The organism is Sphingobium tyrosinilyticum (assembly GCF_042654265.1).
Taxonomy (GTDB): Bacteria; Pseudomonadota; Alphaproteobacteria; order Sphingomonadales; family Sphingomonadaceae; genus Sphingobium; species Sphingobium tyrosinilyticum.
The window spans coordinates 131797-152608 of the sequence record NZ_JBHSFZ010000008.1 but is presented as its reverse complement, the minus strand read 5'-3'; the positions used below and the strand labels follow the sequence as shown (position 1 = coordinate 152608).

The following is a 20812-nucleotide window of genomic DNA, read 5'->3' as shown; positions in this document are numbered from 1 at the left end:
CTTAGCGCGTGCGGTCTGCCATTGCCCGCAAGGTGCCCAGCGCCGCACGCAGCGCCTGGTCCACATCGTCCTCGAGCCGATCGCGGACCGGAACGGGCTGCTCCACCGGCATGTCGGCAATCACGCTGGCTGCCGCTCTCGTGCCACGCACGCGCTCGGCAAGGCCCCGTTCGAAACGGGCGGTCAGTTCGCTAAGCGACGGCGCTTGGCCGCCAGGTGAGGACTGTCCGCCCCGTTCTGCGCTGGCTGCGTGCACGGCCGCGCTCATTTCTTCGAATTCCGCCCCAATCAGTTCGGGAGCGGCCTCGGCCTCTTCAGCCAGCGGCTTGAAAGACAGCGTCATCGGCTGCTGCTCTGGCCCGGCCTGCTCTGGCCGCTCGACGGGCGCAGGTGCAATGCGGGGGAATATTTCCAACCCGCCAAAATCGCGACTGGCGAAGATCGGCGTGCGTATGGGCGCGTCGGGGTGCGCATCGGCGCGGCGCGCCAATGGACGCGACACCCGGGACGAACCCGCCGCGCGGCTGCGGGACAGCCAGTTCAGCTTCGGCAATGCAAAACCCATTCTACTCACTCCCGGGACACCGCGACGGCGTCCATTCTCTTTCCCAGGCGCTGGCGCGGCGTTGAAGCACAGGCAGCCCATTCCCATCAGCGCGCCAAAGCCGGCGAGCAGCAGTCGCGCCTTCATCCCCAGTGGCGGCGCGGCAGCAGGCCAGGCTTCGCTGAGCCCGCTCGACGCCACGACCGTTTCGACCACGCCCGCCGGCATCGCCAACAGGATCAACGCCACGGCGAGACCGCCCAGCACAGCCGGGGTGATCGTCCCATGTCGCCGAATCGCGGTCGCCATCGACTCAGGCGGCGGCGCGCACGCGCTGCGAACGCTGCAACAGCCGCTCATAAACAGGCTCGTACCGCAGAATATTTGACGACCAGTTACGCTCACGCTCGACAAAGGCCCGCGCGACCCCGCGCCGATCGTCCCAGAAGCCCCTATCGGCGAACATGCCCGCCAGCGCCGTCGCCATCGCCGCCGGATCGCCCGGCGCAAACAAGGTGCCGGTGACGCCATCCTCGATCAATTCGCGATGCCCCCCGACGCTCGACGCAGCGACCAGCCGCCCCTGTGCCATCGCCTCCAGCGGCTTCAATGGCGTCACCAGATCGGTAAGGCGCATCAGCTTACGCGGATAAGCGAGGACATCGACCTGCGCGTAATAATTCTCGACCTGATCGTGCGGCACCCGGCCAACGAAAAGAATATGGTCGGCAAAGGGCGAAGCCGTCGCCTGATCGCGCAACGCCTGTTCGCAAGGACCGCTACCGACCAGCAACAGCTTGACCTTCGGGCGCGCACGCACGAGTCGCGGCATGGCTGCGATGAGATCGTCCAGCCCCTCATAATCATAAAAGCTGCCGATGAAGCCGACCACATCGGCACCCTCTAGCCCCAGCTTTTGCGTAAGTGCCGGATCACGCGGCACGGGAGTTCCGAACTGCTCCATATCCACCCCATTGGGCGACACGATGATCTTGGCCGCATCGATGCCGCGAGAGACGAGATCCTGCCTCAGCCCTTCGCATATCACCGCGACCGCATCGGCCGCTCGCACCGCATGAGTTTCCAGCTGCCGGGTGAGCCAGTAACGCGGGCTACCTTCTATACCCGTGCCGTTGCCGACCGCCGCATCTTCCCAAAAGGCGCGGATTTCATAGACCAGGGGAATGTCGTGCCGCTTCGCCGCACGCTGGGCCGCCATGGCGTTCAAGACCGGTGAATGGGCATGGATCACATCGGGCCGCCAGTGCGCGATAAGCGCATCGATCGCGTCGGCATGGGCGGAAATATCCCGCCATTCGCGCAGCAGCGGATTGCCCGTCGCCGCATTGCCCGGCGTGCGATGGAAATGAAGGCCGTCGATCGTCTCTTCGGCAGGGCCCGCCGTGCCATGACGATGGCCGGTGATGCCCCGCACCTCCCAGCCCCGCGCCATCTGCGCCCGCAGGATCGCGCGAGTGCGGAACGTGTAGCCGCTGTGCATCGGCAGGCTGTGATCGAGCACATGAAGTATCCGAGTCATGTGCAAACTTGTGCCGGAAAAGGTTTAACGGCCCGTCAACTCTGCCGCGCTAGGAAAAGGCCGTGGCCACGGACGAATCCCTCACGCGATGATTGACGCCTTCTCCCTGCTGATCAGCCATGGCGTGATCATCCTGGCGGCATGGCGGCTGCTGTCGCGCCCCGACCTGGACGACGAATCGCAGGTGGAGCGCACGCCCGATGCGTGACATCTTCTTCTTGGCCTTCCTCGGCGCTTTCTTCCTGCTCGGCTTGCGGCGGCCTTTCCTGCTGATCGCGGTCTATACCTATATCGACATAGTCTCGCCGCAACGGCTTTCCTATTTCCTGCTGAACCGCATCCCCATTTCCGCGATCGCCTTCGCCTTGGCTGTGGGGGCATGGCTGTTGGTGGACAAAAAATCCGACTGCCGCTTTTCCATGCGCCAGGTGCTGCTTTTGATCCTGCTAGCCTGGTGCGGTTATACGACCGCGACCGCCGATTTCCCGCTCAACGCCCACACCAAATGGGAATGGGTTTGGAAAGCGATGATCTTCGCGATCTTCCTGCCCCTCACCCTGCGCACCAGGCTGCGGCTGGAGGCGTTGACCCTCTTCATGGTGCTGTGCGCCAGTACGATCATCATCAACGGCGGCATGAAGACGGCGCTGTCGGGGGGCGGCTATGGCGTGCTGAACCTGATGGTCGATAATAATAGCGGCCTTTATGAGGGCAGCATCATCAGCTGCGTCGCCATTTCGCTGATCCCGCTGATCCTCTGGCTGGCGAAGCATGGCACCATCTTCCCGCCGGACTGGCGCGTGCGCGGCTTCGCCTATGCGCTGTGTCTCGCCTGCCTGCTGATGCCCATCGGCACCGAAGCGCGCACCGGCCTTGTCTGCATCGCGATCCTCGCTGGGCTGATGCTGATGCGGTCGAAGCGGCGTTTCGTCTATGGGCCCTTGATGGCGATCGCCGCACTCGCCGCTATCCCTTTCCTGCCCGCCAGCTTTACCCAGCGCATGTCCACGATCGAGAATCATCAGGGCGACGAAAGCGCCTCAACGCGCCTCGCCGTGTGGAAATGGACGCTCGACTATGTGAAGGAGCACCCCGGCGGCGGCGGGTTCGACAATTATCTGCAGAACAGCTTCACCTATCACATGCAGGAACGGGTGACCGACAGCGGCGGGTCACGCGTCGAGCGGCGGCTCGTCACCGACAAAGGCCGCGCCTATCACAGCGCCTATTTCGAAATGCTTGGCGAACAGGGTTATTTCGGTTTCGCCGTCTGGCTGCTGATCCACCTCATCTGCTTCATCCGCACCGAATCGATCCGCCGCCTCTACCGTAACAGCGACGCTCCAGGCGAAGCATGGATCGCGCCCTTCGCGCTGGCGCTCCAACAGGGGCATGTCATCTATATGGTCGGATCGCTGTTCGTCGGGATCGCTTACCAGCCCTTCATCTTCATGATGCTATCGCTGCAGATCGGCCTCGACACCTATCTCGCGCGCAAGCGCGGGGCAGCGGCGCGGGGCCGGCTTGTTCCACTGCAACCATTACGGCCTATCAAGGGGGGAATGTGATGAGCGGAGAACTCCGCATTTTGGGTGTCGCCCATGGCCTGCTGCTCGGGCTCGTGCTGGCGTCGCCGATGATCGGCCCGGACCTGCTGCCGTGGGGCGTGGAGGCGCTGTTCATCATCGCCGCCTTTCAGCTCCGTCTGGCCGATCGCCGATGGGAATCCCGCGCCGGCCTGCGCGGCTGGGCAAGCCACATCCGCATGGCGCCCGGCCGCCTCGTGCCCTGGGCGGGCACAGCCGTCGTCGCCGTGATCGCAGGACCGCAGCAAGCCGCATTGGCAGGATCGATTCTGGCCGCAATATTGATGGGGGAACTGCTCATCTATCCCGTCGGGGCCTATCTGCTCGGCCGACTTCCGCGCCGCGGCCTGGCCGCCCTCATCCTGCTCCTGCTGATCGGCTGCAGCCTCGCTGGACAGGGCCAGCCGGCCCGTCTCGCCATGGCTTTCGCCCTGGGCATGAGCGGCTGCGTCTTCTGGATGCGCGGGCCTGATGGCGAAGCACGATCGACCATGTTGACCGCCAGCGCCGCCGGGGTGGCGCTGCTGTGCGCCTTGATCCTGCCCGCGACCACAGCCTTCGCAATGCCCGCGGGCGTCTTGGCGGCCACGCTCACTCTCGCGCATCTGTCGGTGATCCGCCGCCATCCCGATCATTGGCGTCTTCGCGGCGCCGGAGGCTTCCGCTGGCGGCTCACCGGATCTTGACCCCCCGGGTCTAAAGCTGCGGAACGAAGCAAAGTAAGGCGGGTTAGAGGCTCTTGAGAAGGAGCCCATGCCGCAAAATCGACTTGTCCACGCCAATGACAGCCTGCCGGGGATTTCGCGCCGCGCACTGAAGCGGGGCTGGGCCTATTTCCTACCCGACGGTACACGCATCACCGATCGTGATGAAATCGACCGGCTCAACGCCGTCGGCATGCCGCCCGCCTACCGGGATTGCTGGTTCTGCCCGCTGCCGCACGGCCATATCCAGGCGATCGGCTATGACGATCGCGGCCGCAAGCAATATCGCTACCATCCCGACTTTCGAGCGGCGCGCGAGGCGGAGAAATATGGCGGGTGCGCCCTGTTCGGCCGCGCTTTGCCCCGCCTTCGCGCCCGGATCGAGGCAGACCTATCGACCCGCGGTCTCCGCAAGGAGCGCACGATCGCGGCAGTCGTCCGCCTGCTCGACCTCGCCAAGGTCCGCGTCGGCAATGAACAATATGCCACCGCCAACAAGAGCTTCGGCGCAACGACGCTCCGCCGCCGCCATGTCGATCTTACCGGTCAAAAGCTGCGGCTACGCTACCGCGCCAAGTCGGGCCGCGAGCATGACCTGACGATCAGCGACCGCCGCCTGCTTCGCTTCGTGCGCGCGATGCAAGACCTCCCCGGCCAGCATCTGTTCCAATATCTGGATGAAGATGGCGTAGCCCGCCCGATCAGTTCGGGCGACGTCAACGCCTATATCGCCGAGGCCATGCGCCACGATTTCACCGCGAAGCACTTTCGCACCTGGGGCGCTTCCACGATCGCGTTCGAAACGCTGGCGTCGGGGCCTGTCTCGCTTGCGCAGATGGTCGCGCCCGTTGCCGAAGCGCTGGGCAACACCCCCGCGATCAGCCGCAAAAGCTATATCCACCCAGCGCTTATCGAACTTTGCAAATCTGGACAGGATGAATGGCGCGCAGGGCTTCGCTTGCCGCGCACTACGCGCTATCTGACGCGTTACGAACGCGGACTGATCGCCTTTCTGGAAGAGCGTGGCGCAAGCCCTGCACTCCCCCTGGCGGCCTGACCGCCCTCATTTCAGGATCCCCATGGCTGCAAAGAAAGACCCTGCCCTTCCCGACATCGCGGTGCGCCCGCCGAACCTTCCGGAGATGTGGCACTCGACGGTTAATTGGTTCTCCATCCATGCGCTGCAGATCCTGGTTGCGGTGGGCGTCGGCGTCGTCATCTATCTGACCCTCGCCACGCTGCGCCAGTTCGGCAGCCGCCTCAATGGAAAGCCCGGCGACACGCTGGGCCTTCCCCATGTCATCGGCCGCGCCATCGCCAGGACGACGCATTTCTTCATGGCGCTGGTCGCCGCCCGGTTGGTGGTAAGCTACGCCAACCCGCCCCAGATGGTGCTGAAGACGGTCATCTTCCTCTTCACCATCGCGGCCGTGTTCCAAGCGGCGATTTGGGCGCGGGAGATCATCCTGGGCCTCATAGAGCGCAAGACGGTCGGCGACGAAGGGCATGGCGAAACGCTCGCCAACGCCATGGGTCTGATCCGCGTGCTCGTGACCTTCGGCCTGTTCGCGATCGCCGCCGTGGTGGTGCTCGACAATCTGGGCGTCAACGTCACGGGCCTGGTCGCTGGCCTCGGCATTGGCGGCATCGCCATCGGCCTTGCAGCCCAAGGCATATTTTCAGACCTGTTCGCCGCTCTTTCGATCATCTTCGACAAGCCCTTCCGCCGCGGCGAGGTCATCACCTATGACCAGACCACCGCCCGCGTCGAAAAGATCGGGCTTAAAAGCACGCGCCTGCGCGCCATGACGGGCGAGAAGAAGGTCATCTCCAACGCCAATCTCCTGCAGAAGGAAATCACCAGCCTTCATACGCTGGAGCAGCGCCGAGTGACCTTTTCGCTCGGCATCATCTACCAGACGCCGGATGAAAAGGCCGACACCATTCCGTCCATTCTGAAGCACATCGTCGAAGGCGAAGGGTTCCATTTCGTCAATGCGGGGCTTGTGCGCTTCGGCGCGAGTTCGCTGGATTTCGAACTCAATTTCGATGTGCCCGATCCCGACCGTCACGACTATTTCCAGTCACGGCACCGGGTCGGCCTAGCCATTTGGCAGCGGTTCAAAGCGGAAGGCATCGAATTCGCCTATCCCACCCAGACGAGCTTCACCGCTGCCCCGGATGGACGAACGATCATGCCCTATCCCGATGCTGACCCTGTCGATGAGAGGGCGAGGCGCTTCACCTGAGCGGATTTTCGATTCGGCTCGCCTTCCCCTCGCTTGCCTGACGCGCGCATGCCCGTCACGCAGCAGCACGCCTAGATTTGGGGAAGATCATGATGATACGCCAAACCGTTGCCGCCGCATCCTTGCTCGGCGTCCTTGCCCTCGCACCGGCCGCTCATGCCGAAGGCTTGGGAGCGGAACTGAATTATGGCCGGGCAGACGGCCATTGGGGCACAGAGATTGGCGCGGGCTATGCGCTGGACGTCGCCGGTTTCAGCCTGACCCCTGGCGCCGGCATTTATCTGCACGATGGCGATGCGGAGCTCTATGGCAGGGTCGAAGCGACCTACTCGCTGCCTGCATTCGCGACGATCGGCGCAGGCGTCCGCTTCAGCAGCGATAACACGCGCCCCTATGCGACGATCGCCATGCCGATCATTCCCAAGCTGCGGGTGAAGGGTAATGTCGGTCCCAAATATTATGCTGTGGGCCTGACGCTGGGCTACTGACCTGTACCCCAGAGCGTGCCGGGATGAAGCAGCCCGTCCTTCAGCGGCAAGCCGCCCTCACGGTCCTTGGCCAGCAACAACGCGCCGTCGAGATCGATCCAGTCCGCTCCCTGGGCCACCAGTGCCGCCGGAGCGATGCCGAGCGAGGTTCCAAGCATGCATCCGACCATCGCGCGAAAATTCCGGGTGCGCGCTTCGCGTGCCAACGCCAGCGCCTCGGTCAGCCCGCCAGCCTTGTCGAGCTTGATATTGACCGCGTCGAAATCGCCGAGCCGGTCAAGGTCCGCCCGCGTATGACAGCTCTCATCGGCACACAGCGGCAACGGCGCTTTCACGCCTACCAGCCTGTCCTCACGGCCGTGAAAGACCGGCTGCTCGACCATTTCCACGCCAAGCTGCGCCAGAGCCGCCGCTTCCGCTGCGATATCCAGGTCATGCCAGCTTTCATTGGCGTCGACGATCAACCGCGCATCGGGCGCACCCGCCCGAACAGCTGCGATTCGCGCCCGGTCGCCCTCGCCCGTGAGCTTGCACTTCAGCAGGGCGAACCCCTTGGCAGCGGCGAGCCGCGCATCCGCCTCCATCTGGGCGGGATCGTTCAGGCTGATGGTGAAGGCGGTGGGCAGCGGAGCGGGCGGCGCGAGCCCCGCCAACTGCCAGACGGGTGCGCCCGCCTGCTTGGCCTCCAGATCCCACAGTGCGCAGTCAAGGGCATTGCGCGCCGCCCCGCGCGGCATTCCCCGCAGCAGCGCGTCGCGATTCAACGGACCATCATAGGCGTTGATCGCGGCCGCGCAGGCTTCGGCGGTTTCGCCCTCATAATATATCGGCGTTCCCTCACCCCGACCGACATGCTTCCCATCACCGACCGTGCACAGGACCACATCGACCGATGTCTTGGCGCCCCGGCTGATGATGAAGGCCCCCGCCACGGGCCAGCGTTCGACGGTCGCGGAAATTATACGGGTCATCGGCGTTTCCTGAACGGACGAAAGAGGGAGCAGATTTGGGGTCTATGCGAAAATCCCGAGCCGCCGCATAGTCCCGCAGGCTTTAATATGAGGATCGGCGCACCGTGACGTCCCGCGAACTGACTGGTTTCCTCCCCCTGGCCGAACAGCAGGCCGACGACGCGCGACGCCGAATGTCGGACCTCGCCTGGCGCCTGGGTTTTGGCGCCATCAGCTGGCCATGGTTGCTGGCCAGCCTTTCGGGGGGGCGCAAGGCTGACAAACGCGCCCTCCTCAAGGAACTCGCCCTGCCGCATGACGCCCTTCCCCATCTCGGCAGCTGGAAGGCCGATGTCGGCTTTCTCCGCCATATCGTGCGGGAAATCGCACGTTTGCAACCTGCGCAGGTAGTCGAACTCGGCGCAGGCGCGTCCACCTTGGTTGCGGCACGGGCGTTGGCCCTGCATGGCGGCGGCCGATTGACCAGCTTCGATCAGCATGGCGGCTTTGTCGATGCGACACGGACATGGCTCGCTGATAATGGCCTGGAAGCCGACCTGCGCCATGCCCCGCTTACGTCAGAAAGCTCGGACTGGCCGGGGCGCTGGTATGCGCTCGACGCCCTGCCCGATCATATCGACCTGCTGATCATCGACGGTCCGCCTTGGTCGGTCCATCCGTTGGTGCGCGGTGCGGCCGACAGCCTGTTCGCGCGGCTGTCACCCAACGCCGTCGTGCTGCTCGATGATGCGGCGCGCCCGGGCGAGCGGATTGTCGCGCACCGATGGCGTCAGCGCTGGCCGCATATCGACTTTCGCCTGATGCATGACGGCACGAAGGGCACGCTGGTCGGGCGCAGGCGCGACATCTCGCTGCCAGTGGCAAATGACAATGAAGGCGGCCGCAGTTGGAGGCATCTCCGCCGCGCCGCAGCCATGGCGGCGCTGCTCGCCACAGGCTGGATCGCGAGAGGCGCGCTCGGCGAATTTCCCCAAGCCGCGCAGGCAAGCCCCTTCCTTGACGAGGCCGCGGCATCCCATCGCGCCGGTCTGTTACGGCAAAATATGGCGTCGCAGGTCGAAAGCGCGACGCTCAATGCCGACGAAATTCGCCGTTCCACAGGGATCATCCTTCCGGCTTTGCCGCGCAACTGGCGCGTCACCGATGTTCAGCTTTTCCCCACGCCCGACAGCCCCGCCATCGCGGTTTCGATCATCACTCCGGCTGGCGAGCAGCTCTCCTTCTTCGCCGACCGGGCAGAGACACCCGCCGAAGCGCGGCCTCTGCTCGCCCGTCGGGCAAGCGATATCATCGCTTATTGGGAAGCTGGCGACATGGCCTATGCGCTCACCGGTCGCACCGGGCCGCGCCGGATCATGACCCTGGCGGCGGAAATTACACCGTCCATCTGACAGGATCGCCTTTGATCCTCGTTGAGGCTTGCACAAGGGGCTGCTAAGCGGCCGCGCATGCAAGATGCGGAAAAGCTCGACCCACGCAGCAGTGCGCGTTCCTCCCTCGGTAGCCTGGGGATGCTATGGCGCTTCGCCACCCGCTATCCCGGCCGCATTGCTGCCGCCGTGGCCGCGCTCATCGTATCTTCGGCAGCGACGCTCGCGATCCCCAGCGGTTTCCGGCTGGTCATCGACCGAGGCTTCATGGGCGGCGGCGACATCAGCCGCTGGTTCCAATATCTGCTGCTGATCGTGTTGATCCTGGCGATGGCGACGGCCGCCCGCTTCTATTTCGTCTCCTGGCTCGGCGAACGCGTCGTGGCCGATATCCGGTCCGCGACACAAGCCAATCTGTTGCGCCTTGAACCCCGCTTCTTCGAAGAGAACCGGCCGTCCGAAATCGCGTCGCGCATGACGGCAGACACCGCCATCATCGATCAAATCGTGGGCTCCACCGTTTCGGTGGCGCTGCGTAACCTGGTCACCGGGGTCGGCGGCCTCATCTACCTGTTCGCTCTTGCGCCGAAGCTGGCGGGGCTGCTCGTGCTGGGCATCCCGGTAATCCTGCTCGTGATGATCAGCCTGGGGCGGCGCGTCCGCAAGCTCTCCCGCGCCAGCCAGGATCGTTTGGCAGCCGTCGGCAGTGTGACGGCTGAGGTGCTCGGGGCCATGAAGATCGTCCAGGCGTTCGGGCAGGAGGGCCGAGAAGCCGCGCGTTTTGACGCGACCGTGGCGGAGGGCTTTGCAACTGCGCGGCAACGCATATTGCTCCGCGCCGCCATGACGGCGGTCGTGATCGCCTTGGTGTTCGGCTCCGTCGTCGCGGTGATGTGGCAGGGCGCTCTGGACGTGAAGGCAGGCAACCTGTCGGGCGGCAGCATCGCTGCCTTCGTCCTTACGGGCGGCCTCGTCGCCGGGGCATTTGGCGCGCTTTCCGAGACCTGGGGAGACCTGCTCCGTGGCGCTGGCGCGGCCAGCCGGCTGCACGAATTAATGACCGCGCAGCCCGAAATTGTCGCGCCTGCCAACGCCAAACCTCTGCCGCAGCTTCCCCAAGGGGCTCACCTCCAGTTCGACCAGGTGCATTTCAGCTATCCGACACGGCCGGACGATGCCGCACTTCATGGCGTCACGATCGACATTGCACCGGGCGAAACCGTTGCAATCGTCGGGCCTTCGGGCGCGGGCAAATCGACGCTGATCCAACTCGCCTTGCGGTTTTACGATCCAGATTCGGGAACGATCCGGTTGAATGGCGTCGCCTTGCCCGAAGCGGACCCAAGCGCCGTGCGCGGCATGATGGCGATGGTCCCTCAGGACAGTGTGAACTTCGCCGCTTCTGCCCGCGACAATCTGCGCTTCGGCCGCTGGGACGCGACCGATGAAGAGATCTGGGAAGCCGCACGCGCCGCCAACGCAGAAGCCTTCCTGCGCGCGCTGCCGCAGGGCCTGGACACCTATCTTGGCGAAGGAGGAGCGCGCCTGTCCGGCGGCCAGCGTCAGCGCCTCTCGATCGCGCGGGCGCTGTTGCGCAATGCCCCCATCCTGCTGCTGGACGAAGCAACCTCAGCCCTGGACGCCGAATCGGAACGGCTGGTGCAGGATGCGCTCGCTCGGCTGATGAAGGGGCGCACAACAGTCGTGATCGCTCACCGACTGGCCACCGTCCGTGCTGCCGATCGCATCATCGTGCTTGATGCAGGCAGGGTCGTTGAGCAGGGCGATCATGCCGCGCTCATGGCGAAGAAAGGCCTCTACGCACGGCTCGCCAACCTCCAGTTCCAAGACTCTCCGTCCGCCTGAACCCCGCCGTCAGTGCATTAAAGCATCGTGTATAGAAGTGGGTCGATTACAGCGAAGCGAGGGGCGCAACTCGTAACTGCAGCGCTGCGTCCCTCGGATTTCCGCAGCGCATTGCAGGAAGCCCTACTGGCTGATCCTGACGATATGATCCAGGATCGCGGGATGCAGGGGCCGCTCAAAATGACAGCCCGCCTCATGACCGCGAGCCCACAGCACATGCGCGCGGCGGCCCTCAAATCCAGGCAACATGATCCACAGGGTATCCCCTGCCGCTAGCTTCATGAAGCTTTGCAGGCGGAAGCCGGTGACGGAAAGATCCGCAACTTGGCTCTTGAACCAGTTTTCGCCGGGCCTGCGAACCTTGACGGGCACTTGCACATGGCGGCGCTCAGCCAATCGGCTGTTCTTCCTGCTCACGTCAATTTGTAGTTCAGCGCCCATGATTCACATGCGTCCCTCGCGACCCACTATCGCCGATCAGGATTAAGGAAGCATTGAAGGACTGAAGTCGAAAAAAAGGGGTCGCCGAAGCGACCCCATAATCAGTAGCCAAAGGCTGATTGCGTCACCCCTGCCCGCGCCCGGAAGCGGGAAGTCGAACATTCCCGGCCAGACGGCGGCGGCGTAGTCAGCCTTTAGAAATTACCATATTGCTCGTTGCCCACGAAGCCGAGCTTCGTGACGCCAGCGCGCTTGATCTCCGCCAGCACTTCGTCAACGACGACATAGCGGGTCGCGGCATTGGGCTGGAACTGCAGCTCGGGCTCCACCGGCAGACGCAGGGACTGCTGAAGATACTGACGCAGAGTCAGCAGGTCGATGGCCGAACCGTTCCAGGTGATGATGCCACCCTGGTCGATCGCAACCTTGTTCTTGACAGGATCAATGACGCTGTCAGTCGGCGGCGCGTTCTGCGGCAGATCGATCTTCACCGCGTGGGTTTGGATCGGGATGGTGATGATGAACATGATGAGGAGAACGAGCATGACGTCGATCAACGGCGTCGTGTTCATTTCCACCATCGGCTCGCCGTCTTCACTTCCGGCACTCATAGCCATGGGGCGATACTCCTAAAAACTTAGAGCCGCTGCACCGTCGAACCCGGTTCGGGCTCGGAGATGAAGCCGACCTTCGGGAAACCGGCGCGCTGCATCGTGTAGATGGTGCCGCCGATACACCGATAGGGCGTATTGATGTCGCCGCGGATATGCACTTCAGGCAGATCCTCTGGCGTCATATTTTCAACGCCGCCCGCCTTCTTGATGTCCGCCTCGAGCTTCGCGACCGCGCGGTCGAGCAGCTCATCCGAAGACACCTTGGTCAGGTTCCAATAAACCGCGCAGCTGCCGTCGCCGGCCTGCGTGATCGACAGCGAGACATTTTCCGGTTTCGTCGTCGTCGGCTCGAACGCGACCTTGGGAAGCTGCAGCTGAACCGTCTGGACGACGACCGGGACCGCGATGAGGAAGATGATGAGCAACACCAGCATGACGTCGACGAGCGGCGTCGTGTTGATGTCGGACATCGGCTTGTCATCACCGCCGTCGGAGCCAACACTCATTGCCATTGATAATTTCCTAACATCCGTGTCGATGGCGCCCCGTCAGGACGGGGCCCATGGCCGGTGGGGAACCTTGGCGGTCGCAGCCGCCCGCCGGTTCCCGCACCGGCTCCTTGACCCAATCAGGCCTTGGTCGGAGCTGCGGCCGGCTTGGCGGCAGCAGCGGCCGGGGCAGTGGCGAACGAAGGCTTCACAGCGCCGTTCGACACGAGGTGGGCCAGCAGATCGACGGTGAAGCCGTTCAGCTGTTCGGCGATCGACTTGTTGCGGCGCTGCAGGAAGTTGTAGGCAAGCACCGCAGGAACGGCCACGGCCAGACCCAGCGCGGTCATGATCAGAGCTTCACCGACCGGGCCGGCAACAGCGTCGATCGAGGCCTGACCGGCAGCGCCGATCTTGATGAGCGCGCGGTAGATGCCGATAACGGTACCGAACAGACCGATGAACGGCGAGGTCGAACCGACGGTCGCGAGGAACGCCAGGCCAGTGCCCAGCTTCGAGTTGATCGCGGCTTCCGAACGAGCCAGCGAGCCGTGCAGCCAGTCATGCGCTTCGACCGGATCGGTCAGCTTGGTGTGTTCTTCCTGCGCCTTGATGCCGTCATCGACGATCTGCTTGTAGGCGCTGTTCTTTTCCAGCTTCGCCGAACCTTCCTTCAGCGTGGGCGCGCGCCAGAAAGTCGCGCGGACCTTCTTGCCCTGGTTGAGGACCTTCTGCTGCTCGATGAGCTTGGTGAACAGGATGTAGAAGGTGCCGACCGACATGCCGCAAAGGATGATGAACACGGTCCAGGCGATGGTACCGCCCTGCTGCAGAGCTTCCATCAGGCCGTACGGGTTCTCCGACTTGGGCGCGGCCGCGGCTGCGAGATACATCAACATTTTCAAGACTTCCCTCTCAAAAGGATCAATAAAAGGGGAAGGCGGCGGCAGCGCCGGCCTTCCCGATAAAATTATTCAGGTAGTCGCCAAGTGATACGGCCGTTGTACGTGTCGGACATCGGCCCACCTCCTGCAGCCGTCGCCGCCTTGAACCTCGCGCGCTTTGGCAGGAGGCGGCAGGTCGCCTCGTCGAGATCGGCATGACCGGTCGAAGAGGTGATGGTGCAGCTGGTGACACGGCCATCCGGACCGATTTCCAACCTGAATCCGGCAGTACCCGAACGTTCCTCACGCTGCGCGCGGCTCGGATAGTCCGCATCGCTAAGCCAGCTTCCCGGCGAGCTGCGCGGGGTCGCCCGCGAAGCTGGGACAGCAGGCGGCGGCGGCGGGGCCGGGGGCGGCGGTGCGGCAACCGGAACCGGGTTGAAAACCGGCGGTGGCGTACGCACCGTCTGAATGGGCGGCGCCGGAGCCGGCGTCTGAACGATGGGCGGGGGCGCGACGACTGGCGGCGGCTCGACCGGTTGGTCTGGCGGCGGCGGCGGCGGCTCCTCATCCGGCGGCGGCGGTTCCTCCTTCACGTCGATCACGTTCAGCTGTTCCGCCGCCTTTTTGACATATTTCATGCCAAGACCGGTGACGAAGGCATAACCCAGAACAGCGTGAATCAGGGCGACGATGATAATCGAGATCGTGCGACTCGATCCTTGCGAGTGGTCAGCATAGGCCATTCGGCAACGACACTCCTTAACTCAGCTTACCATTGTTATCCGGCAAATAAGCCAAAAACGGCCCCAGCTGGCCGGGTCCTCCCCGGTCACCTTTGGCCCCTATCCGTCCATTTGCTACCGTGCGAACTCCTATCGCGGCGCATCGTGGCACGCAAACGCTTTATCGATACGATCATTTGCGATTAACATTTTACACCGGAATGACTTGCCTGTGGCAACAATGTCACGGATGACTCTGGACAGGACGAACATGAAAAGCAAATCCTCCATGACCTTCAGAAATATGGCTGCGGCATGCCTCATTTTAGCCGCATATCCACAGGTTTCAGCGGCTCAGACGAACCAGGCGACGGAACCCGCAATCCTTTCCTATTCCGATCTTGCGGACCTTGCAGACGCCGCGCCGCTGGTCGCGGCCGCGCGCATCCGCAGCATTATTGCACTACCTGCCGAGCAAGCCCAAAATGTCCCGGCAGGTCAAAAACGACTCTATGTCGAGGCGGAAGTCACCAACCTGATTCGCGGCGAAAGCGGAATCAGCCCGCTGGTTTACTACCTTTACGACGCGCCGCTCAACGCCCGCGGAAAGCTGCCCAAACTCAAAAAGGCTAACGTGATTCTCTTCGCACGCCCGGCGGCACGGCCCGGAGAGATCCAGCTCGTCACACGCGACGCACAGATCCCTGCCACGCCGGCTACCTTGGAAAAGGTAAAGACAATCCTCTCCGACTTAATGACAGAACGCGCACCTCCGCGAATCATAGAACTGGGCGACGCCTTCCATGTTGCCGGTACCGTCGCGGGAGAAGGCGAGACGCAGATATTCCTGCGCACTGCCAATGGCGAGCCCGTATCGCTTTCCATCCTGCGCCGCCCGGGACAGGAACCCAAATGGGCTGTCGCCTTGGGCGAGATCGTCGATGAAGCAGCGCGGCCGCCAGCGCCGGGAACGCTCCTGTGGTACCGCCTCGCCTGCAGCCTGCCGCCAGCGCTTCCGGAGCGCTCCGTTCGCGCACTCTCCCCTTCCGATGCCGAAGCGGCGCGTGTGGATTACGCGCTGATTATCCAATCGCTTGGCAATTGCGGCCGCACGCGCACCCCGCGCTGACAACCCACCGGCGCCACCGCCTCGTCCTTTTCCTTGGACAGAGGCGTATTGGCGGCTATCAGCGCGGCTTTACGCCACCCCTGAGGACTGCAACGACCATGACCAATCTGCACCGCCACGCCCCGCTGCGCGTCGCGCTTGTCGGCCTCGGCACAGTGGGCGGCGGCGTGATCCGGCTGTTGCAGACCAACGCCGACCTGATCGCCCGCCGAGCAGGCTGCCCCATTCAGATCGTCGCCATCTCTGCGCGCGACCGCAACAAGGATCGTGGCGTCGATCTGTCTCCCTTTGAGTGGGTCGATGACATGACGACCCTCCCCGGGCGGGAGGATATCGATGTGGTGGTGGAGCTGATCGGTGGAGCTGACGGCCCGGCCCTTACGCTGGCGCGGCAGTGCCTGTCAGCGGGCAAGCCCTTCGTCACCGCCAACAAGGCGATGCTCGCGCATCACGGCCTTGATCTGGCGGCTTTGGCGGAAAAAGCGGGCATCGCGCTCAAATATGAAGCGGCCGTGGCAGGCGGCATCCCGGTCATCAAGGGGATGCGCGAAGGTGCGGCGGCGAATGAGATCAGCCGCGTCTATGGCATTTTGAACGGCACGTGCAATTATATCCTGACCACGATGGAGAAGGAAGGACGCGGCTTCGACGATGTTCTGAAGGAAGCGCAGGAACTGGGCTTTGCCGAAGCGGACCCGAGCTTCGACATCGACGGCGTGGACGCAGCGCACAAGCTGACCATCCTTGCCAGCCTGGCCTTCGGCACGGAACTCGACTTTGACAATGTCGCCGTCACCGGCATCCGCCATGTCCTCGCCGAGGACATCGCCGAAGCGGCGGCGCTCGGTTACCGCATCCGTCTCGTCGGGATGGCGGAAAACGGGCCGGAAGGCTTGTTCCAGCGCGTCCATCCGATGCTCGTGCCGCTCGACCATCCGCTTGCTCATGTCGATGGCTCGCTCAACGCTGTGGTTGCGGAGGGAAATTTCGTCGGACGCCTCTTCTTCCAGGGCCGCGGCGCTGGGGACGGCCCGACGGCATCGGCGGTAGTCGCGGACCTGATCGATGTCGCGCGCGACGAATATGGCGACGCCTTTGCGATGCCCGTCGCGGCGCTGGCGCAACAGCCGCCAGCCGATGCCGGAGCCCGCGTCGGCCGCGCCTATCTCCGTTTCAAGGTGCAGGACCGTCCCGGCGTTCTGGCGGAGATCGCGGCGGCGACCCGCGACGCAGGCGTTTCCATCGAAAGCATGATTCAACGTGGCGCGAGCCACGATGACAGCGTGTTGATGGCGATCGTCACCCATGCGGGCGAAGAAAGCTGCGTCCTCAATACGCTGGAACGCCTCGCTGGATCGGACAGCCTGCTGCAGGCGCCGATGGTCATGCACATCCTCGACTAGGCCAAACTCTTCCCTCAGCGAGGCATGAAGCTGTTCATCAACGTCTCGCGCAGCGGCTCGCCCAAGCGGAACAACCGCAGCCGGGCCTGCTTGGGACAGCCCATATTGCCGATCACCCGGCAAGGCCGCGCGTCGAAGCGATAAGCATTCATTTTATTATCGGGGCCGGCCCCTGCGCCCTCGGGAAGTGGGCGGCCATTATCCTGTCGGCTGACGATGCAAAGCGCCGGCACCGCCTGGCAGGGAGCGGTGGCAGCAACGGAAATCTTGGTGGGCAAGGGGGCGGAGTGGGCAAGGCTGGCGGCGAACAGCGCGGCGATCATCATCACGACCCTTTGAGTTTGTCAGTTCGCCCAACGCCACAGACGGTCTTCCGTTGCATCCGCGCCGTGAAAAGCGGTTGGAAGTCCGCTGGATGGCTCGACAAGGCAGGACTGACCTCCTATCGCGCTGTGCGTACAGAGACAGCAGAGGGATTATCATGGTGCAGGCTAGCTCGATTCTCGATCGTGTCTTGGTGCTCGAGATGGTGCGCGTCACCGAAGCGGCCGCCATTGCCGCCTCCAAGCTGATCGGGCGTGGCGATGAAAAGGCTGCGGACGCCGCCGCCGTCGAAGCGATGCGCCTTGCTTTCAACGACCTTTATATGGACGGCACCGTCGTCATCGGCGAAGGCGAGCGCGACGAAGCACCCATGCTCTACATCGGTGAGAAGGTCGGCAGTGCGATCGGCACCGGACCCAAGATCGACATCGCGCTGGACCCTCTGGAAGGCACGACGATCACGGCGAAGGCTGGGCCCAACGCACTCGCCGTCCTGGCCATTTCCGAAGAAGGCGGCCTGCTTAATGCGCCGGACGTCTATATGGAAAAGCTGGCTGTGGGCCCCGGCTATCCGGAGGACATCATCGACCTCAACAAGCCGGTTCGGGACAATGTCGAAGCGGTGGCTAAGGCCAAGGGCGTCCATCCGCACGAAATCATCGTCTGCGTTCTCGATCGTCCGCGCCATGAAAAGCTGATCGCCGAGTTGCGCGCGATCGGATGCGGCATCATGCTGATCCCGGATGGCGACGTGGCGGGTGTGATCGCGACCACCAACCCGGAAACCAATATCGACATGTATATGGGTTCAGGCGGCGCGCCTGAGGGCGTTCTCGCCTGCGCGGCGCTGCGCTGCGTTGGAGGTCAGTTCAAGGGCAAACTGTTGTTCCGCAATGATGATGAGCGTGCGCGCGCCTTCAAATGGGGGATCACCGATCTCGACAAGGTCTATGACCTGAAGGAACTGGCGAAGGGCGACTGTATCTTCGCCGCGACCGGGGTTACCGACGGATCACTGCTGGGCGGCGTCAAGCGTCTGCCGGGCGGCAAGCTCACTACGGACAGCGTCGTCATGCGCGCCAGCACGGGAACGGTCCGCTGGGTAAAAGGTGAGCATCATCTGGACCGCAAGCATGTCTGACCGGTCCGTGGGCTGAAACGAAAAAGGGGGCTCCGGCCCCCTTTTCTTATTCCGCCGAATAGGCTGGGTTAACGCCCGGCTCGATGATTAAGGTCGTGACCCAGCGCAAGCGTAGCCACACCCAGCAGGGTGTAGGCACTCTCCAGCCATCCATGGTCCAGCGTCATCGCGCCTGCCATGATGCCGAGTCCCAACGAGCCGATCGCAGCGGGCATCATGAAGCCATGCTCGATCGCGCCATGACCGAGCGCCACAGCGCCGAGCAGGATGGCAAACACCAGTCCAACTTCATGAATGAGAGGATTTTCAAAAATCCCACCCGCAGAAGCCAGCACGCCCAACAGCACCGCGGTAGCGAAACAATGGGCCACGCACATGCCCGACAGCGCAATCGCTAGGCGATCGATACGGCCATTCAAAAGGCTGGAGCGGATGCTAATCGGCATGGTGACCGCTACATAAGCCGAAGCAGATGAAGTTACAACATATCATCGGACATATTTTATAGCGTTGACCGGATCGGATCGGCCTGCTTGAAGCCGCGCTAAGCCGCTAGGCGCAGGCAGTTCCGGCCACTGTTCTTTGCACGATAAAGTGCCTTGTCTGCAGCTTCCAGCAGCTCGGCCCTCCCCGCTTTTCCATCCAGCTCCACCAAGCCGGCGCTGAACGTCACGGCGATCGTCTGCACACCGTCAGCGCTGATGCGCTGCGCAGAGACCATGTTGCGCAGTCGTTCGCATACCATGGTTGCACGCTGGATGTCAGTGCCGGTCAGCAGGACCGCGAATTCCTCCCCTCCCAGCCGACCGATGCTATCACCTCCACGCAAGCCAGGGCGCAACCGCTCGACAAATCCCGACAATACCTTGTCGCCCGCGCCGTGTCCGAAGCGGTCATTCACCGACTTGAAATGGTCGATGTCGATGAGCAGCAAGCAGGCATGCGAGCCGCGTGCAACCCGCTGGATTTCCTGTTCCAGCTTCTCCAGAAATGCCCAACGGCTGTCGGCCCCGGTCAGGGTATCGACTGCCGCCACCCTTTGCAGCGCACGCTGCCGCGCCTTGTGGCGCGACATGTCGCGAACCGTACTCACCACTCCGATGGGCAAGCCCTGTTCGTCGAGCATCGCGCGGGTCACCATCTCGCACCAGTCCGCGCCATCAGTGGAGAGCAAGGGGCGGAACTCAACCGTCTGCACATCGCCCGGTTGTGCGAGCGCGCGGCGGTGAGCGCGGATCACCTCAGGCCGATCCTCTGGATCGACCAAAATCTCTGCCGGCCGCCCAACCAGCAGGCCTGGCGCACAGCCAATCTGCTCCGCGGCGGACGGTGACGCATATTCTATGACTCCATCGACGCTGACATTCAGGACCACGTCGCCGCTATGTTCGGCGATCGCGCGATACCGCGCCTCACTGGCCTGCAGCATTTGGAAAAGCCTGCGCCTGCCGTTGAGTTCGGCTGCGAGCGGCATTGAAAGGACAAAGCTGAACGCCAGGAACAGTTGGAACAACTGCGTCCGCTCGCCAATGCTTCCTTGAACCATGTTGAGCGGTCCATGGCCCGTCACCGTGGCCGCGCCGCCGATGATCGCGAGCAGTACGACGGATGCAGCAGCGCCAAGAGACCCCACCCGGAACGCTATCACCACGAGGGGTAGCAGCAGCAGGAAGAGCATCGGATATCGCGCCAGGAAAAAGACGTGAACGGTGATGAGAGCAAAGACCATAAGAAGGCCCACTGCCTCCAGCTTCTTCTTCCCAGTCGTTTGCTCAATCCACCGGCTGACCTGACCTTGCAGCAGCATTGTCAGGATAGGCGTGCAGGTCAGGCCACCCAGCACATGACCGCTATACCACTGCAACCAAGCCGCGCTGAACTTCACCGGCGTTAACGCGGAAGCCACCATCGCTGCCCCCAAGCCCGTAATCATGTTCGCGGGCAGGCACAGCGCGAGGATAAACACAAGCAAGGACCGTTTCGATCCATCCGCCAGATGCACGGGTATGAAACGGCGGCACAGGATGGCGACGATCAGGGATTCGGCGATGTTTACGGCTGCCATTGGCAGGGCCGCTGCGGGTCCCATGCCAAACAGCGCCGTCGAGATCATGCTGGCGATGCCGCAGGCCGCGATGACGCGTGGCCAGTAGCGGGTTTCCGATGTCTGCAATTCCGCCATCAGCAGCGCGTTGGCCGCCCAGATGAACGCCAATCCACCTTCAAAACGCGAACAAAGCAGAGCGATCGACGCCATCAGGAAATAGGCGACGCCCGCAATGACCGGCGTGAAAAATGAAGAAGGAGAACGAAGCGGGACAGACATCACCGCGCCGGGCTAGCCG

At 63.3% G+C, this 20812-nt stretch carries 21 protein-coding genes; 10 read left to right on the top strand and 11 right to left on the bottom strand.

Annotated elements, in window-relative coordinates; all coding sequences use genetic code 11:
* Position 1: 1 nt before the first annotated feature.
* Both ACFO3E_RS06735 and ACFO3E_RS06730 read right to left on the bottom strand, forming a co-directional pair.
* Positions 2–853: a hypothetical protein gene (locus ACFO3E_RS06735; RefSeq protein ID WP_066529084.1), complete on the bottom strand. Its 852-nt coding sequence runs from the start codon at positions 851–853 to the stop codon at positions 2–4.
* Positions 854–857: 4 nt separating this feature from the next.
* The gene (locus ACFO3E_RS06730; RefSeq protein ID WP_380803355.1) at positions 858–2084 is read right to left on the bottom strand and encodes a TIGR04063 family PEP-CTERM/XrtA system glycosyltransferase; all 1227 of its coding nucleotides are present in this window, start codon (positions 2082–2084) and stop codon (positions 858–860) included.
* Between the two features lie 200 nt (positions 2085–2284).
* On the opposite strand from ACFO3E_RS06730, the gene ACFO3E_RS06725 reads away from it, so the two are divergent.
* The 5 genes from ACFO3E_RS06725 to ACFO3E_RS06705 all read left to right on the top strand — a co-directional run bounded on the left by ACFO3E_RS06725 (position 2285) and on the right by ACFO3E_RS06705 (position 7111).
* Positions 2285–3652 (top strand): putative O-glycosylation ligase, exosortase A system-associated, encoded by a 1368-nt coding sequence (locus ACFO3E_RS06725; protein WP_380803353.1) that lies wholly within the window; start codon positions 2285–2287, stop codon positions 3650–3652.
* Complete coding sequence (locus ACFO3E_RS06720; protein ID WP_066526691.1) at positions 3652–4356, top strand: hypothetical protein; 705 nt, start codon at positions 3652–3654, stop codon at positions 4354–4356. Before ACFO3E_RS06725 ends, ACFO3E_RS06720 begins: the two co-directional genes overlap by 1 nt.
* Before the next feature lie 67 nt (positions 4357–4423).
* Entirely contained in the window at positions 4424–5431 is a 1008-nt protein-coding gene (locus ACFO3E_RS06715; protein ID WP_380803351.1) for a DNA topoisomerase IB, read from the top strand.
* Positions 5432–5453: 22 nt separating this feature from the next.
* Positions 5454–6623 (top strand): mechanosensitive ion channel family protein, encoded by a 1170-nt coding sequence (locus ACFO3E_RS06710; protein ID WP_380803349.1) that lies wholly within the window; start codon positions 5454–5456, stop codon positions 6621–6623.
* Between the two features lie 89 nt (positions 6624–6712).
* Positions 6713–7111 carry a hypothetical protein gene (locus ACFO3E_RS06705; RefSeq protein WP_380803347.1) on the top strand — a complete coding sequence of 133 codons (399 nt, stop codon included), beginning with the start codon at positions 6713–6715 and terminating at the stop codon, positions 7109–7111.
* Here ACFO3E_RS06705 and dgcA read toward each other — a convergent pair.
* Positions 7105–8082, bottom strand: a complete 978-nt coding sequence (gene dgcA, locus ACFO3E_RS06700) for an N-acetyl-D-Glu racemase DgcA (protein ID WP_380803345.1) — start codon at positions 8080–8082, stop codon at positions 7105–7107. The two genes, ACFO3E_RS06705 and dgcA, sit on opposite strands and share 7 nt — an antisense overlap.
* A gap of 104 nt (positions 8083–8186) precedes the next feature.
* Here dgcA and ACFO3E_RS06695 point away from each other — a divergent pair, with 104 nt between their 5' ends.
* Together ACFO3E_RS06695 and ACFO3E_RS06690 are read left to right on the top strand one after the other, a co-directional pair.
* Positions 8187–9473: a class I SAM-dependent methyltransferase gene (locus ACFO3E_RS06695; RefSeq protein ID WP_380803343.1), complete on the top strand. Its 1287-nt coding sequence runs from the start codon at positions 8187–8189 to the stop codon at positions 9471–9473.
* Positions 9474–9530: 57 nt separating this feature from the next.
* Positions 9531–11318, top strand: a complete 1788-nt coding sequence (locus ACFO3E_RS06690) for an ABC transporter transmembrane domain-containing protein (RefSeq protein WP_380803342.1) — start codon at positions 9531–9533, stop codon at positions 11316–11318.
* Positions 11319–11441: 123 nt separating this feature from the next.
* Here the strand turns inward: ACFO3E_RS06690 and ACFO3E_RS06685 are convergent, their stop codons facing one another.
* The 5 genes from ACFO3E_RS06685 to ACFO3E_RS06665 form a co-directional block, all read right to left on the bottom strand.
* Positions 11442–11759, bottom strand: coding sequence for a PilZ domain-containing protein (locus tag ACFO3E_RS06685; RefSeq protein WP_066526677.1), 318 nt, complete (start codon positions 11757–11759; stop codon positions 11442–11444).
* A 194-nt stretch (positions 11760–11953) separates the two neighbouring features.
* Positions 11954–12376 (bottom strand): ExbD/TolR family protein, encoded by a 423-nt coding sequence (locus ACFO3E_RS06680; protein ID WP_066526675.1) that lies wholly within the window; start codon positions 12374–12376, stop codon positions 11954–11956.
* A gap of 20 nt (positions 12377–12396) precedes the next feature.
* The gene (locus ACFO3E_RS06675) at positions 12397–12885 is read right to left on the bottom strand and encodes an ExbD/TolR family protein (RefSeq protein ID WP_066526673.1); all 489 of its coding nucleotides are present in this window, start codon (positions 12883–12885) and stop codon (positions 12397–12399) included.
* Between the two features lie 116 nt (positions 12886–13001).
* On the bottom strand, positions 13002–13760 hold the full coding sequence (locus ACFO3E_RS06670; RefSeq protein WP_197486260.1) for a MotA/TolQ/ExbB proton channel family protein: 759 nt from the start codon (positions 13758–13760) through the stop codon (positions 13002–13004).
* A gap of 71 nt (positions 13761–13831) precedes the next feature.
* Positions 13832–14491: an energy transducer TonB gene (locus ACFO3E_RS06665; protein WP_066526669.1), complete on the bottom strand. Its 660-nt coding sequence runs from the start codon at positions 14489–14491 to the stop codon at positions 13832–13834.
* Between the two features lie 250 nt (positions 14492–14741).
* Here ACFO3E_RS06665 and ACFO3E_RS06660 point away from each other — a divergent pair, with 250 nt between their 5' ends.
* Both ACFO3E_RS06660 and ACFO3E_RS06655 read left to right on the top strand, forming a co-directional pair.
* Entirely contained in the window at positions 14742–15599 is an 858-nt protein-coding gene (locus tag ACFO3E_RS06660) for a hypothetical protein (protein ID WP_380803338.1), read from the top strand.
* A 98-nt stretch (positions 15600–15697) separates the two neighbouring features.
* Positions 15698–17002 carry a homoserine dehydrogenase gene (locus ACFO3E_RS06655; RefSeq protein WP_380803337.1) on the top strand — a complete coding sequence of 435 codons (1305 nt, stop codon included), beginning with the start codon at positions 15698–15700 and terminating at the stop codon, positions 17000–17002.
* A gap of 14 nt (positions 17003–17016) precedes the next feature.
* On the opposite strand, the gene ACFO3E_RS06650 is transcribed toward ACFO3E_RS06655, so the two are convergent.
* Positions 17017–17328: a hypothetical protein gene (locus ACFO3E_RS06650; RefSeq protein WP_380803336.1), complete on the bottom strand. Its 312-nt coding sequence runs from the start codon at positions 17326–17328 to the stop codon at positions 17017–17019.
* Between the two features lie 155 nt (positions 17329–17483).
* Here ACFO3E_RS06650 and glpX point away from each other — a divergent pair, with 155 nt between their 5' ends.
* Entirely contained in the window at positions 17484–18467 is a 984-nt protein-coding gene (glpX, locus tag ACFO3E_RS06645) for a class II fructose-bisphosphatase (RefSeq protein ID WP_066526663.1), read from the top strand.
* 68 nt (positions 18468–18535) lie between these two features.
* Here glpX and ACFO3E_RS06640 read toward each other — a convergent pair whose 3' ends face one another.
* Entirely contained in the window at positions 18536–18913 is a 378-nt protein-coding gene (locus ACFO3E_RS06640; RefSeq protein WP_066526661.1) for a MerC domain-containing protein, read from the bottom strand.
* Positions 18914–19011: 98 nt separating this feature from the next.
* Positions 19012–20793, bottom strand: a complete 1782-nt coding sequence (locus ACFO3E_RS06635; protein WP_380803335.1) for a sensor domain-containing diguanylate cyclase — start codon at positions 20791–20793, stop codon at positions 19012–19014.
* Positions 20794–20812 lie beyond the last annotated feature (19 nt).